This is a genomic window from Paenibacillus radicibacter, assembly GCF_024721995.1.
GTDB lineage: Bacteria > Bacillota > Bacilli > Paenibacillales > NBRC-103111 > Paenibacillus_AM > Paenibacillus_AM radicibacter.
Map to the genome: position 1 here is coordinate 335,125 of NZ_JANQBC010000002.1, position 13,861 is coordinate 348,985.

Below are 13,861 nucleotides of genomic sequence, written 5' to 3' on the forward strand. Positions count from 1 at the left end.
CCTCCCTAATATACGAATATGATTGCTAAAGCCTGAATACGCCTGTAAACATCGAAATTCCTTATGCGCTATACACTTCAAACACTCCAGCTGCTCCCATACCGCCACCGATACACATCGAGACAACCCCAATGCCACCGCCACGACGTCTTAACTCATGAACCAGCGTTGCTGTAAGCTTCGTCCCTGTACAGCCAAGTGGATGCCCTAGCGCGATTGCTCCGCCATTCACATTCACTTTCTCTTCATCGATTCCAAGCTGCTTAACGATTTGCAAACATTGAGAAGCAAACGCCTCATTAATTTCAAAAATATCCACTTGATCCAGCGCCACACCTGCCCGCTCTAATGCTCTTGGAATCGCTTCAATCGGACCGACACCCATAATATCTGGATCAACTCCAGCTACTGCGAACGAACGGAATACAGCAAGTGGCTTGAGCCCTAGGGACTCTGCTTTCTCACGACTCATGATGACAGCAGCTGCTGCACCATCACTCATCTGCGATGCATTCCCTGCAGTGACCGAACCACCTAGTGTGAAGGCAGGCTTTAGTCCTGCTAACACATCTTGTGTCGTATCGCTACGTACCCCTTCATCCGTGTCATACACGACTTTCTTCTCCCACAGCTTGCCGTTTGCATCCACACCCTTGGTTTGCGTATGAACAGGTACGATCTCTTCTTTAAATTTACCTTCTGCGATAGCTGCTGCTGCTTTACGATGACTGGAAGCTGCGAAGCGATCTTGCTCTTCACGACTAATGCCGAAGCGATTCGCCACATTCTCAGCCGTATGACCCATACCGATATACACTTCCGGCATGTCTTCTACGATCTTTGGATGCGGTGACAGCTTGAATCCGATCATCGGCACATGACTCATACTTTCTACCCCGCCAGCAATGACGACATCTGCCGCACCGACCATAATACGCTCTGCTGCGAATGCAATGGATTGCAGACCAGAGGAACAGAATCGATTGATCGTGAGTGCTGGAACTGTACTAGGGAATCCGGCATACAAAGCCATGATTCTTGCAAAGTTAAGTCCTTGCTCCCCTTCTGGCATCGCACAGCCGATAATGATATCCTCAACATCTTCTTTATTTAAACCAGGTGTACGTGCCATAACTTCCTCTAGCACTGTTTTACCCAAATCTTCTGCACGTGTCTGAGCTAAGCTGCCCTTCTTACTCTTACCAACTGCTGTTCGTGCTATCGATACAATGACGGCTTCCCGCATCGTTCATCCACCTTCCTTATAAAAAATGATTTACGTATCATCTTAGTTACGAAGTGGTTTACCCGTCGTCAACGTGTGTTGTATCCGCTGCTGGGTCTTGAGTTCTCCGCACAAACTTAGGAATGCTTCGCGCTCTAAATCAAGTAAATATTGTTCCGTAACGTAAGAACCTGCTGGCACATTGCCTCCTGCTAGTACATGCGCCAATTTATTCGCGATCTTCTGATCATGATCGCTGATATATCCGCCCTGACGCATCGAGTAAGCCCCTAACTGCATAACCGCTTTCCCTGAATCACCAACAACGCGAATTTTTTCCGTCTTCGGATGCACATAGCCCGCTTTATCCATCCGCAGCACCGCTTGTTTAGCTTCATAAATCCGATAATCTTGATTCATAATGACGGTATCTGCTGCACGCATAAAGCCAAGACGCTTCGCATCGAAGCCACTTGTCGATACTTTCGCCATACCAATCGTCTCAAATGCTTGATTAATGAGTGGTTGTAGGTCAGCCTCTGGATTCGTCAATTGCTCACTTGCCATTCTAGCTAGTTCCTTGCAACCTCCGCCTCCTGGAATGAGTCCAACCCCTGCCTCCACTAATCCGAAATACGTCTCTGCGGAGAATACAATCTGATCCGCTGGTAAGCAAGCTTCCACGCCTCCACCAAGTGCCATCCGATGTGGAGCTGCAACGACTGGCTTATCTAGACCCTTTAGTTTCATCATGGAGCTCTGGAACATCGCGATAATGTTATCGACTTCATCCCATTCTTCATCTTGAATTTCCATGAGTAGCAACATCAGATTCGCACCTACACAGAAGTTCTTTCCTTCATTGGCAATGACGAGTCCGCGATAATTACTCCGCACTTCATCAACGCTCTTCTGAATCATCGTTAAGATGTCGCCGCCAATTGCATTGTTAGGTGATTGGAATTGCAGACATACCACATCATCGCCGATATCAATTAAGTTCGCTCCACTATTGGAGAGAACTACTTTATTATGCTGTCTGAGTTGATCCAGCGAGATAATCTCAGGCTGAGACTCAATTCCTTTGTACTCACCGCGAGATACATAGAACGCTCTGCCTTCTTCCTGCTTATAGAAACCAGAATGGCCGACTTCAATCCAAGCTTTGACCCAATCTGGTACAATTGCACCTTCTTGTTCCATTCGCTTCACCGAGCGAGCAAGACCAATTGCATCCCAAATTTCGAATGGACCTAAATCCCAGTTAAAGCCCCATTTCATCGCATTGTCGATCTCGACGATCGAATCTGAGATTTCACCGACTTTTTCAGCTGCATAGAGCAGTACTGGTTTAAGCAAATTCCAAGCAAGTTCAGAGTATCGATCTGGTGTGCTAATAAGTGCTTTGATCTTACCAGCTGCACCCTTCGCTTGTTTGGATGCTTCAAGTGATGCCGAACTTACCTTCTTGCTTAAGCTGTACTCCATCGTTTGCAGGTTCAGCGCATGAATCTCTTTGCCAGCAGCGCTTTTGATTTTCTTATAAAAACCTTGCCCATTCTTCTCTCCCGTCCATCCACGTGCCACCATATCCCGAACGACAGGAGGAATTTCAAATATTCCACGCTCTACATCATCGTCTACGTTATCGCACACGTTCTGCGCCACATGAATGAAAGTATCGATCCCGACCAAATCAAATGTCCGGAAAGTCGCACTCTTCGGTCTGCCAAGTGCTGGCCCTGTTACCGCATCCACCTCTTCGACTGTATAGCCTTTATCGAGCATCTCGCGCAGTGTTACCATCATGCCGTATGTTCCGATGCGATTTGCAATAAAGTTCGGAGTATCCTTGGCAATAACGACACCCTTACCAAGCTGCTTTTCGCAGAATCGTGTCATATACGATACGATTTGAGGGTCCGTGAACTCACCCGGAATAATTTCAAGCAATTTCATATAACGTGGTGGATTAAAGAAATGAGTACCTAAGAAATGACTTTTGAATGCTTCACTACGGTCTGCTACCATCTCATTAATCGAGATGCCTGAAGTATTGGAGCTCACAATCGTACCTGGCTTCCACACGGTCTCGATTCGCTCCAAGAGACTCTTCTTCACGTCAAGACGCTCTACTACAACTTCGATAATCCAATCCACGTTAGACAATCCTGACAGATGATCTTCAATATTTCCCGGTGTGATACGATCTGCAAACTCGGGACTAACTAACGGCGCAGGATTCATTTTCTTCAATTTAGCAATCGCTTGTGTAGCTAAGCGGTTACGTACTTTCGGATGATTGAGGGATAAGCCTGTCTTCTCTTCTTCTGGTAAAAGGGTTGTCGGTACAATGTCCAAGAGCAGCGTCGGAATCCCACTACCAACTAAATGTGCAGCAATTGTTGCTCCCATTACCCCAGATCCAATTACAGCTGCACTGCGAATCGTTGTAGTCATTCGTGTTACCTCCTTCAATTGAATACACATATCCTTCAAGATTAAGCTTAATTAAGAACCAAATACGGATGCTTCGAGCAGTTCTGCTATGTCTTTAGCCTTAACCGTATCTTCTACTTCTTTCAGCTTTGTTCCGTCCTCTAACATCGTTAAACAGTACGGACATGCAGAGCTAATTACTGTTGGATTGACTTCAAGCGCTTGCTCTGTACGAGCTAGATTAATCCGCTTGCCCGAAGTTTCCTCCATCCACATCATCCCTCCACCTGCACCACAACACATCCCATTGGAACGTGAGCGCTCCATCTCAAGAAGTTCTACCCCTGGAATCGCTCGTAGTACATTGCGTGGAGTTTCATACATATTGTTGTATCGCCCTAAATAGCAAGAATCGTGGTACGTAATTCGCTCTTGCAGAGCATGTTGTGGACGTAATTTTCCTTGGCCCAGCAGTGATTCAAGAAGTTGAGTATGATGCAGCACTTCCGCTTCAAGACCGAATTCTGGATATTCATTCTTGAACGTATTGAACGTATGCGGACAAGTCGTCACGATCTTCTTGATGTTATATTTTTGAAAAGAACTAATGTTCTCCATACATAATTGTTGGAACAGCATTTCGTTACCCATTCGGCGTGGTGTATCGCCAGAGTTCTTCTCCTCATTGCCAAGGATGGCAAAATTCACACCTGCTTCAATCATAAGTCGAACAAAAGATTTTGTAATTTTCTGACTTCTATTGTCATAAGAACCCATAGAACCAACGAAATACACATATTCAAAGTTCGGATTCTCTTTTACCGTTGGAATGTGCAGCTCGCCACTTGGATCAATTTCCTGTACCCACTTGGCACGATCATTGCGACTTATCCCCCATGGATTACTTTGACGCTCAATATTGGTAAGAGCACGCTGCCCATCATGCGGCATACTGCCCTGCATCAACACCAAATGTCTACGCAAATCAACGATTTTGTCGACATGCTCATTGCTAACTGGACATTGATCTTCACAGTTGCGACAAGTCGTGCATGACCAAATCTCATCTTCCGTCATCACATCGCCGATTAATTCCATCTCGCGAGGCTCTTTACTGCCAAGTGCCCAAGATTGTTTCTGGGCATGTAGAGTCGGTTCAATGTTCGTAACTGCAACTTCGTTCCATGCATGAAGTTGATCGGATGAGTAGTCCATCTGGTGTGCACTCGTGCCACCGCCAAATACATACGCAGGCGCCCATGGCGACTTGGATGTGATGGCTGCCCCTTTTTCCGTGAGATGATCCCTTAGCTTCACTATAAGATGCATCGGAGACAAAATCTTACCCGTGCTAGCAGCTGGACATACACTCGTACATCTGCCGCATTCCACACATGCATATAGATCAAGCAATTGTTTCTGTGTAAAATCTTCAATCTGACCGACGCCGAATGATTCGGCTGTTTCATCCTCTAGATCAAGCTTAGATAGCCGACCTACAGGCTCTGTACGACGTAATAGGATGTTAAGTGGAGCTGTAATGAGATGAAAGTGCTTAGATTGCGGCACGTAGACTAGGAAGGAGAGTAGAATCAATAGATGTGCCCACCATGCGACGTAGAAGCCTATGTTTGCACCAGTTGGAGTTAAACCTGAGAAGGCGATTGCCAGAAGAGATGAGATGGGAGCAAGTGACGACGTAGGTAATCCCTGCTGAACACGTTCAAAACCCATACTTAGTAAGACAGATATCATGAGGCCAAATATAAAGAAGATAACAATACTTGGTTTCCAGCCACGCTTGAGCCGCGCAAGCTTTTCACCATAACGCCTGTATGCCGCATAACCCATTGCAATTAAGATAAGAGCAACCGTTATTTCCTGCACCAAGCCGAAAATTTCATAACCGGGAACGGGCAACCCATGTCCGCCTAATCCTTTAATAATGAGATCTAACGCTCCGAGTTGTAAAATGATAAACCCATAAAACACGATAATGTGCATAATTCCACTCTTGCGATCTTTCATGAGCTTCGTCTGACCGAACACTTGAACTAGAAAAGTCCGAAGCCGCTCCGGAATGTCCTTCGATAACCCACTTGGTTTACCAAGCTTGATATACAAGTAGCGATGATACACAACCCTTACAAACAAATACACACCATAGCCCGTCACCGCAAGAAACAGGGCGAATTGAACAATGGGCCACACCATCTTGCATCCCCTCTTTCTAGTGTCTGAAAATACAGAAAATTTCGTTGACATCACTGAGTAGTCTACTTTATGATGGAGACAAGAAAATGAATGAGTATTCATTCACCAATAATTGTATTTTAACATCGGGGTGATTCCATGACAAGTAGCAAAAAGAAAGAAAAATATGACCTCATCCTCGACGCAGCACTTAAAGTATTTGCCGAGCATGGTTTTCATCGGTCTCAAGTTGCCAAGATTGCACGAGAAGCAGGAGTTGCAGACGGAACAATCTATTTATATTTCAAACGTAAAGAAGACATTCTGATCTGTTTATTTCGCGAACAATTGGGCAGGCTCCTTCAGCTTGCACATGATGCAATTCAAGACATTACCGATGTCAAACAGGCGCTGAGAACCATTTGCGAAATTCATTACACGCACTTGGAAAACAACGTTGATCTCGCATTTGTCACGCAAATTGAGCTGAGACAAAGCTCGCTTGAACTTCGCAAAGAAATAGGAATTGCATTTAAGCCATACATTGAATTAGTGGAAAATGTTCTGCATAAGGGAATCGAGCAGAATGTCTTCCGACCTGATCTGAATGTTAAGCTTGTGCGCCTTCTGATTCTAGGTGCGATCGATGAGGTTGTAACATCTTGGTTAATCTCAGGTCAAAAGTATTCGCTAGCCGCTCAAGTCGATGGCACAGTCAACTTCTTTCTGCAAGGCATTGATCAATGATTCGTTCATGTACAATTTGAAGGGAGAGATAACGATGAACATCATCGTATTGCTGAAACAGACATTTGACACCGAAGAGAAAATTGTGATTCATAATGGAGTAATTTCGGAGGACGGTATTAAATTTATTATTAATCCTTATGACGAATATGCAGTGGAACAAGCCATCCAAATTCGTGATGAGCATGGTGGCAAAGTAACCGTTGTCTCTGTTGGACCAGATCGTTCGGCAGAAGCACTTCGCACCGCACTTGCGATGGGAGCTGATGAGGCTGTCTTAATTAGTGATGATCGTATTTCCTCTGACGGCTATGTCATCTCACAAGTACTGGCTGCATTTGCTGCCAAGGAATCATTCGATCTCATCCTAGGTGGCAACTTCTCTGTTGACCAGGGTGCAGGACAAGTGGCAATTCGCTTAGCCCAATTATTGAACATCCCACACACAGCCTCAATTACGAAGCTTGAGCTCCAAGGTCAGACTGCCCATGTCCATCGAGATGCTGAAGGTGATCTGGAGGTGCTCGATCTCCCGCTTCCTGCCCTATTCACAGCACAGCAAGGTCTCAATGAACCTCGTTATCCTTCCCTACCTGGCATCATGAAAGCGAAGAAAAAGCCTTTCCGTCAATTAACCTTAGATGATCTAGGACTGACAACCATTCCTTCTGCAACAACAAGATTAGATTTAAGCCTTCCTCCTGCGCGTAAAGCCGGTACAATCCTCAAAGGTGAAATGAAAGATCAAGTAACTGAACTTGTTCACTTATTACGTACAGAATCCAAAGTGATTTAATATATCGGAGGTGCTCATCAGATGGCTAAACAAATTCTCGTCGTTGCAGAAGCTCGCTCAGGCAAGTTGCGTCAAGTTTCCCTTGAAGCTCTAAGTGCAGCTTCTTTATGTAGCGAAACAGGTGATACGATTGTTGCTTTACTAGTTGGTTCTGGGGTTAGCGAATTAGCTGGTGAACTTTCTGCTCATGGTGCGAACCAAGTTATCATTATCGATCATACAGATTTAGAACAATATCGACCTGATGCTTACGCTGCTGCTGTAGAGCAAGCCATTAACCAAGTGCAGCCGGAGCTAACCATCTTCGGACATACGGCAATCGGACGCGATGTCGCTCCAATGGTCGCAGCATCTTCTTCCGCAGGGCAGCTTTCCGATGTCATTGCAATTGAACAATCAGGTAGTGAACTCGTGTTCACGCGTCCTTTATATGCAGGAAAGGCTTATGAACGCGTGTCATTCGTCAGCAGTCCAAGTGTGCTTACCATTCGCCCGAATAATATTCCAGCTGGAGTGCCAGACACAAGCCGCCAAGCTGATATCGTTCCATTACCTTACGCATTACCAACACTTCAGACGATCATTCGTGATGTGGTCAAGAAAACATCGGGTGCAATCGATTTGTCAGAAGCTAAGATCGTGATCTCCGGTGGTCGCGGTGTCAAAAGTACAGACGGCTTTAAGCCACTCGAAGAGTTAGCTAGTGTGCTAGGTGGTGCTGTTGGCGCATCCCGAGGCGCTTGCGACGCAGGTTATTGCGATTATGGCATGCAGATCGGTCAAACAGGTAAAGTTGTGACCCCCGAAATCTACATCGCTTGTGGCATTAGCGGAGCAATCCAGCATCTCGCAGGCATGAGTGGTTCCCGCGTTATTATTGCGATCAACAAAGACCCTGAAGCGCCTATCTTCAAAGTCGCAGACTATGGCATTGTAGGAGATTTGTTCGAGGTTGTGCCATTGTTAACAGCAGAGTTTAAACAAGTATTGCAAGGTGCGTAACAGACCATACAAAAAGGTCGATTCAGGGCTTCATACTAGCCCGAAATCGACCTTTATTATTTTCCTGCCCTCTCAACCTTTCGATTGAAAAGAAGCAGTTATGCACGTAATGATTCGTAGATTAAAGCTCTTCTACAATTCCAAGCACCAAGTTCAAGAACTTCGCTTTTACTTTCTCAGTCGTCTCCATTACCTCATCATGAGATAGCGGCTGATCCAAGATGCCTGCTGCCATGTTGGATACGCAAGAGAAGCCAAGTACTTCGATGCCAGCATGACGAGCTACGATAACTTCAGGCACTGTGGACATACCGACAACGTCGGAACCCAATGTGCGAAGCATGCGAATTTCAGCTGGTGTCTCGTAAGTTGGTCCAAGCATCGCTGCATAGACACCTTCACGAAGGGAGAAGTTTTGTTTCGCAGCTACACCGTGTGCAAGTGCACGAAGACGCTTGGAGTATGCTTCAGACATGTCAGGGAAGCGCACGCCTAGATCCTTATCGTTAGGTCCGATTAGCGGATTGCGGAACATCATGTTGAGGTGATCGGAGATCACCATCAAGTCGCCCACTTCGAAGTCTGTATTCACGCCACCAGCAGCGTTCGTTACGATTAGTGTCTCAACACCAAGCTCTTTCATTACACGAACTGGGAAGGATACTACATCTGCTCCATAACCTTCATAAGGGTGGAAGCGACCTTTCATGATAATCACTTGTTTACCCTTGATCTCACCGATTACAAGTTCACCCGCGTGACCTTCTACTGTGGATACTGGGAAGTGAGGGATCTTATCGTAGCTAACTGTTGTAGGGTTTTCTACTAGCTCAGCAAGTACACCAAGACCTGAACCCAAGATCATACCGATTGTCGGCTTCACGCCTGCTTGTGTGTTGATGTAAGCTGCTGCTTCACGAATTTCTACTAAACCTTTTTGAGCTGTTTGATCTGCCATGTTTAATCTCTCCCTTTTCTAACTTCAAATCATATAAAGTGCCTTGAAACACCATGTCGCTGCAGATAAAAGATACACTTCCGTTCTCCGTGAAATCGTGAATTTTGAATTGATTATTAGGTATATTCACTCTTTCAAAGTCGCCCTCCAGTGTATCTTTTCTCTTTCGCTAGATGATTCAAGTCACTTTAATTACTTCATCTCGCTTAAGAAGCTCGTTCCAAGACCAGTCGAAGACACCTTAAAGTTGTCTGCAATCGTTGTACCAAGATCCGCGAATGTAGCGCGAATACCGATGGAACCTGTGGATTTGAATGCTGGGCTCCAAGCAAGTACAGGTACATACTCTCTTGTATGGTCTGTTCCTGCGTGGACAGGGTCATTCCCGTGGTCAGCTGTAAGAATAAGAAGATCATTCTCCCCGATGCGCTCCATAAGTTCTGGCAAGCGTGCATCAAACTCCTCCAATGCTTTACCATATCCAATTGGATCACGACGGTGACCGAATAGGGCATCGAAATCAACTAAGTTTGTGAAGGACATACCTTTGAAGTCGCGTCTCATCACATCAATTGTTTTCTGAATGCCATCGGCATTGCTTGTCGTGTGAATTGCTTCTGTAATCCCTTGACCAGAATAGATGTCGTTGATCTTCCCGATCGCAATGACTTCATTGCCGCCATCATGAACATGATTCATTACAGTTGCACCTGGAGGGCTCACTGCGTAGTCATGACGGTTCGGTGTACGTTTGAATGCACCTGGCTCTCCGATGTACGGTCTTGCAATGACACGACCACAAGCGAACTCTTCACCAAGTGTAAGTTCACGTGCAATCTCACAAGCGCGGTATAATTCATCAAGCGGAATGATTCCCTCATGCGCTGCAATTTGGAATACGCTATCTGCAGATGTGTATACGATCCATGCGCCAGTCTTCATTTGCTCTTCACCAAGTTCATCTAGAATTTCAGTACCAGATGCTGGTTTATTTCCAATGACTTTACGTCCTGTTTTTTCTTCAAAAAGATCAATTAATTTTTTCGGGAAGCCTTCTGGGTACACATCGAATGGAATCTTCACTTCAAGTCCCATCAATTCCCAGTGGCCTGTCATAGTATCTTTACCTACGGAAATTTCAGTCATTTTACCGTAGTAACCTTCTGTTTGTTCCACAGGTCCTACACCACGAAGAGGTGCAATATTACCAAGACCTAGCTTCGCCATGTTTGGTAATTTCAGATCCATTTTCTCCGCAATATGTCCCAATGTGTGAGAACCTACATCACCAAATTTAGGAGCATCTGGTTGTTCACCAATTCCAACACTATCAAGTACAACTAAACAAACACGATTAAAGTTCATAAGTACCTCCAGCAAAAAAATCTTGTTTTACATGACTATTATCTCACTTACATCAACGGTTTGCAAAACAACCACCTACCGCATTTTACAATATATTCTTCATAAAATGAAAGGCTTATTCCGAATTGGAATAAGCCCTCTATGTATGTGCCCGCGGATGCGTGCGATCGTATACTTCTCTCATCTTTGACTTCGTCACATTCATATAAATTTGTGTAGATGAAATATCTAAATGCCCTAACATTTCCTGAACGGATCTTAGATCAGCACCATTCTCCAGCAAATGATAGGCAAATGAATGCCGTAGTGTATGTGGTGTAATTTCACTCTGTATGTATGTTGATTTTGCGTAACCTTTAATAATTTTCCAAAAACCTTGACGAGTCAATCTTGTCCCCAGATGTCCAAAGAATAATGCCTTATCTGGTTTGTCTGATTTCATTAACAGGGGTCTAATTTCTTGTATGTACGTATGTAATCGTTCTTGAGCAAGTCTAGTAAGCGGAATAATTCGCTCTCGATCTCCTCTGCCAACACAGCGTATAGCACCCATGGATAGATGAAGATTGTCCGTATTTAGTGCAATTAGTTCTGAAACACGCATGCCTGCCGCATATAGAAGCTCTAGCATGGTGCTGTCTCGATAACCGCTTGATGAACTAATATCCGGTGCATTTAACAACAGTTCCACTTCTTCAACGGTAAGTACTTGCGGAGCCTTCTTAACGGGTTTAGGCATTTCGATCTGAAAAGTAGGGTCCCGCTCCACATCATGATGCTCAATCAGATATTGATACAACGCTCGCACTGAAACCATCATTCGAAGCAGAGTGGCTGGGGCTTTCTTCTGTTTACGAAGTTCCCGCATGAAACCTGCAATATGTGAACGCGACACGGCCGCGAACGATTCTACAAATTGCAGCTCCAAATACTCTTTAAACTTTCGAAGATCTCGCTCATAAGACTGTAAAGTATTCGTCGCCAGCGTACGACGTGTCCCCATATGGTGTAAAAAAGAAGTAATATGCTCCTGCACAATTCAGCCTCCTATCCTAACCCCCATACCAATAGAAAAGTCGCAATGTCTCGGACATCGAATCCCCTTCTTGCACTACGCCACGATGCTGAAACACCTTCACTGCATTACCGTTTGGATGACGATACTTGTCCAATGGTTCAATCCAGCCTGATATGATCGTCATCACATGATACAGTAAATAGGTAAGAAAAACAAACATCATAATAAACTTCGCACGACCGATCCATTTCCGAATTGAGAATATCATAGGCACGTCCCTCCCTACGACTGTTGTATGACAGATTAGACAGGATTATGACCTTAATTCCATAACACACAAAAAAGAACAGCGCTTTCGCACTGTTCTTAAATAAACATGTATATACACATTAATTTACCCTTGTAATGCTTCAGCCAAGCGAATATAAGGCATATTCATAGCTTCGGCCACTGCATTGTATGTCACATGACCATTGTACGTATTTACACCAAGTCCTAGAGGACCATTCACTTGAATCGCACGAACCGCACCTTTAGCTGCTATTTCAAGTGCATACGGAAGTGTCGCATTCGTTAAGGCGAGTGTTGAAGTACGAGGTACAGCACCTGGCATATTTGCAACCGCATAATGCAAGACATCATGAACAACATAGGTTGGGTTATTATGTGTTGTCACCCGATCCACCGTTTCAATCGTTCCACCTTGATCTACCGCAACGTCTACGATAACCGATCCCGGTTTCATCGTCTTCACCATCGCTTCGGTAACAAGCTTCGGCGCTCTGGCACCTGGAATTAAGACTGCACCAATAAGTAAATCTGCCTTTTGCACAGCTGCTGCGATGTTGTAGGGATTAGACATCACTGTCTGTACTCTTCCACCAAAAATATCATCGATGTAGCGCATCCGATCCACACTTCGCTCAAGCATCGTCACATTCGCCCCAAGACCAACTGCCATCTTCGCGGCATTCGTTCCGACGATACCACCACCTAAGATAACAACATCAGCTGGCGATACACCAGGCACACCACCTAGAAGCACACCGCTGCCACCGTAATATTTTTCTAAAAATTGAGCGCCAACTTGCACACTCATACGGCCAGCGACTTCACTCATCGGCGTAAGTAGGGGTAATCCGCCATTAGGTAATTGAATGGTCTCATAAGCGATACCCGTTACCTTTTGGCGTACCAAATGATCAGCCAAGTCTCCAGCTGCAGCAAGGTGTAGATATGTAAACATGATCAAGTCCGGACGAAAATATCCGTACTCCTCTGGCAAGGGCTCTTTAACCTTCATCACCATCTCAGCTCCGCCCCACACTTCACCAGCGGTTGCTAGAAGCTCTGCACCTTCTGCTACATAGTCTGCATCTGTAAATCCACTGCCAGCTCCAGCACCTTGTTCAACAATTACACGATGACCAGCTGCTCGCATCATCCCTGCGCCACCAGGTGTTAATGCTACACGATTCTCGTTGTTTTTGATTTCTTTAGGTATTCCAATGATCATATTCAAGCCTCCTAGAATTTATCAGACTTATCTACTATACTCTTGGTTACCATTTTTTCACAATCGTAATCATAAAAATAATAAAAAAACCTTCCCTGGGATTAACTCACCGTGGAAGGCTTTTCGGAATCATGGTTGGAAGGAGCTTCTTGCTGAGCCTTTGTCGAACATCGCTTACAAATACCTTGAAAATCTAAACGATGATCAAGTACTTGGAATTGAAATTCATGCAATAAACGCTCTTCAAGCGGAGTCAGCCAATCATCTTTAATTTCATCTACAGATCCGCATTGGACACAGATCAAGTGATGGTGATGATGATGACTGCTATCGCCACGTAGGTCGTAACGAGCTACGCCATCGCCAAAATTCATTTTTTCTAAAACATGCAATTCACTAAGTAATTCTAAAGTCCGGTAGACCGTTGCAAGCCCGATTTCAGGTGCTTTATCTCGTACAAGCATGAATACATCTTCAGCACTCAGATGATCATCTTCATTCTCTAGCAGCACTCGAACCGTTGCCTCGCGCTGCGGAGTCAGCTTATATCCTTGAGATTGTAGCTGCTGCTTGATCTGCTCAATTCTTGCTTCCATACTCCG

General features: G+C 45.0%; 12 protein-coding genes. 3 read left to right on the forward strand and 9 right to left on the reverse strand.

Features of this window, described 5'->3' with window-relative positions; translation table 11 throughout:
- Positions 1-61: 61 nt before the first annotated feature.
- Genes NV379_RS06815 through NV379_RS06825 form a run of 3 tightly spaced genes read right to left on the reverse strand, consistent with a single transcriptional unit; the run spans position 62 to position 5,878 of the window.
- Positions 62-1,246 (reverse strand): acetyl-CoA C-acyltransferase, encoded by a 1,185-nt coding sequence (locus NV379_RS06815; protein ID WP_258206536.1) that lies wholly within the window; start codon positions 1,244-1,246, stop codon positions 62-64.
- 42 nt (positions 1,247-1,288) lie between these two features.
- Positions 1,289-3,685 (reverse strand): 3-hydroxyacyl-CoA dehydrogenase/enoyl-CoA hydratase family protein, encoded by a 2,397-nt coding sequence (locus NV379_RS06820; protein WP_258206537.1) that lies wholly within the window; start codon positions 3,683-3,685, stop codon positions 1,289-1,291.
- Between the two features lie 51 nt (positions 3,686-3,736).
- Positions 3,737-5,878 (reverse strand): (Fe-S)-binding protein, encoded by a 2,142-nt coding sequence (locus NV379_RS06825; protein ID WP_258206538.1) that lies wholly within the window; start codon positions 5,876-5,878, stop codon positions 3,737-3,739.
- A gap of 138 nt (positions 5,879-6,016) precedes the next feature.
- Between NV379_RS06825 and fadR the strand changes: the two genes are divergently transcribed.
- Genes fadR through NV379_RS06840 form a run of 3 tightly spaced genes read left to right on the forward strand, consistent with a single transcriptional unit; the run spans position 6,017 to position 8,402 of the window.
- Positions 6,017-6,604: a fatty acid metabolism transcriptional regulator FadR gene (fadR, locus tag NV379_RS06830; RefSeq protein ID WP_258206539.1), complete on the forward strand. Its 588-nt coding sequence runs from the start codon at positions 6,017-6,019 to the stop codon at positions 6,602-6,604.
- A 34-nt stretch (positions 6,605-6,638) separates the two neighbouring features.
- Positions 6,639-7,400, forward strand: coding sequence for an electron transfer flavoprotein subunit beta/FixA family protein (locus NV379_RS06835; protein WP_258206540.1), 762 nt, complete (start codon positions 6,639-6,641; stop codon positions 7,398-7,400).
- A gap of 21 nt (positions 7,401-7,421) precedes the next feature.
- Positions 7,422-8,402 carry an electron transfer flavoprotein subunit alpha/FixB family protein gene (locus NV379_RS06840; RefSeq protein WP_258206541.1) on the forward strand — a complete coding sequence of 327 codons (981 nt, stop codon included), beginning with the start codon at positions 7,422-7,424 and terminating at the stop codon, positions 8,400-8,402.
- Positions 8,403-8,523: 121 nt separating this feature from the next.
- Here the strand turns inward: NV379_RS06840 and NV379_RS06845 are convergent, their stop codons facing one another.
- The 6 genes from NV379_RS06845 to fur all read right to left on the reverse strand — a co-directional run bounded on the left by NV379_RS06845 (position 8,524) and on the right by fur (position 13,855).
- On the reverse strand, positions 8,524-9,360 hold the full coding sequence (locus tag NV379_RS06845) for a purine-nucleoside phosphorylase (RefSeq protein ID WP_258206542.1): 837 nt from the start codon (positions 9,358-9,360) through the stop codon (positions 8,524-8,526).
- A gap of 192 nt (positions 9,361-9,552) precedes the next feature.
- Positions 9,553-10,725 (reverse strand): phosphopentomutase, encoded by a 1,173-nt coding sequence (gene deoB, locus NV379_RS06850; protein ID WP_258206543.1) that lies wholly within the window; start codon positions 10,723-10,725, stop codon positions 9,553-9,555.
- 139 nt (positions 10,726-10,864) lie between these two features.
- Positions 10,865-11,761 (reverse strand): site-specific tyrosine recombinase XerD, encoded by an 897-nt coding sequence (gene xerD, locus NV379_RS06855; RefSeq protein WP_258206544.1) that lies wholly within the window; start codon positions 11,759-11,761, stop codon positions 10,865-10,867.
- 16 nt (positions 11,762-11,777) lie between these two features.
- The gene (locus NV379_RS06860) at positions 11,778-12,011 is read right to left on the reverse strand and encodes a DUF4227 family protein (protein ID WP_258206545.1); all 234 of its coding nucleotides are present in this window, start codon (positions 12,009-12,011) and stop codon (positions 11,778-11,780) included.
- 126 nt (positions 12,012-12,137) lie between these two features.
- Positions 12,138-13,259 (reverse strand): alanine dehydrogenase, encoded by a 1,122-nt coding sequence (gene ald / locus NV379_RS06865; protein WP_258206546.1) that lies wholly within the window; start codon positions 13,257-13,259, stop codon positions 12,138-12,140.
- Positions 13,260-13,360: 101 nt separating this feature from the next.
- Positions 13,361-13,855, reverse strand: a complete 495-nt coding sequence (fur, locus tag NV379_RS06870; RefSeq protein WP_258206547.1) for a ferric iron uptake transcriptional regulator — start codon at positions 13,853-13,855, stop codon at positions 13,361-13,363.
- Between the last annotated feature and the right edge of the window lie 6 nt (positions 13,856-13,861).

Excerpts from the sequence above, each read along its gene's own strand:
- NV379_RS06815 (WP_258206536.1), bottom strand. The coding sequence starts at position 1,246 with ATGCGGGAAGCCGTCATTGTATCGATAGCACGAACAGCAGTTGGTAAG.
- NV379_RS06820 (WP_258206537.1), bottom strand. The coding sequence starts at position 3,685 with ATGACTACAACGATTCGCAGTGCAGCTGTAATTGGATCTGGGGTAATG.
- NV379_RS06825 (WP_258206538.1), bottom strand. The coding sequence starts at position 5,878 with ATGGTGTGGCCCATTGTTCAATTCGCCCTGTTTCTTGCGGTGACGGGC.
- fadR (WP_258206539.1), top strand. The coding sequence starts at position 6,017 with ATGACAAGTAGCAAAAAGAAAGAAAAATATGACCTCATCCTCGACGCA.
- NV379_RS06835 (WP_258206540.1), top strand. The coding sequence starts at position 6,639 with ATGAACATCATCGTATTGCTGAAACAGACATTTGACACCGAAGAGAAA.
- NV379_RS06840 (WP_258206541.1), top strand. The coding sequence starts at position 7,422 with ATGGCTAAACAAATTCTCGTCGTTGCAGAAGCTCGCTCAGGCAAGTTG.
- NV379_RS06845 (WP_258206542.1), bottom strand. The coding sequence starts at position 9,360 with ATGGCAGATCAAACAGCTCAAAAAGGTTTAGTAGAAATTCGTGAAGCA.
- deoB (WP_258206543.1), bottom strand. The coding sequence starts at position 10,725 with ATGAACTTTAATCGTGTTTGTTTAGTTGTACTTGATAGTGTTGGAATT.
- NV379_RS06860 (WP_258206545.1), bottom strand. The coding sequence starts at position 12,011 with ATGATATTCTCAATTCGGAAATGGATCGGTCGTGCGAAGTTTATTATG.
- ald (WP_258206546.1), bottom strand. The coding sequence starts at position 13,259 with ATGATCATTGGAATACCTAAAGAAATCAAAAACAACGAGAATCGTGTA.
- fur (WP_258206547.1), bottom strand. The coding sequence starts at position 13,855 with ATGGAAGCAAGAATTGAGCAGATCAAGCAGCAGCTACAATCTCAAGGA.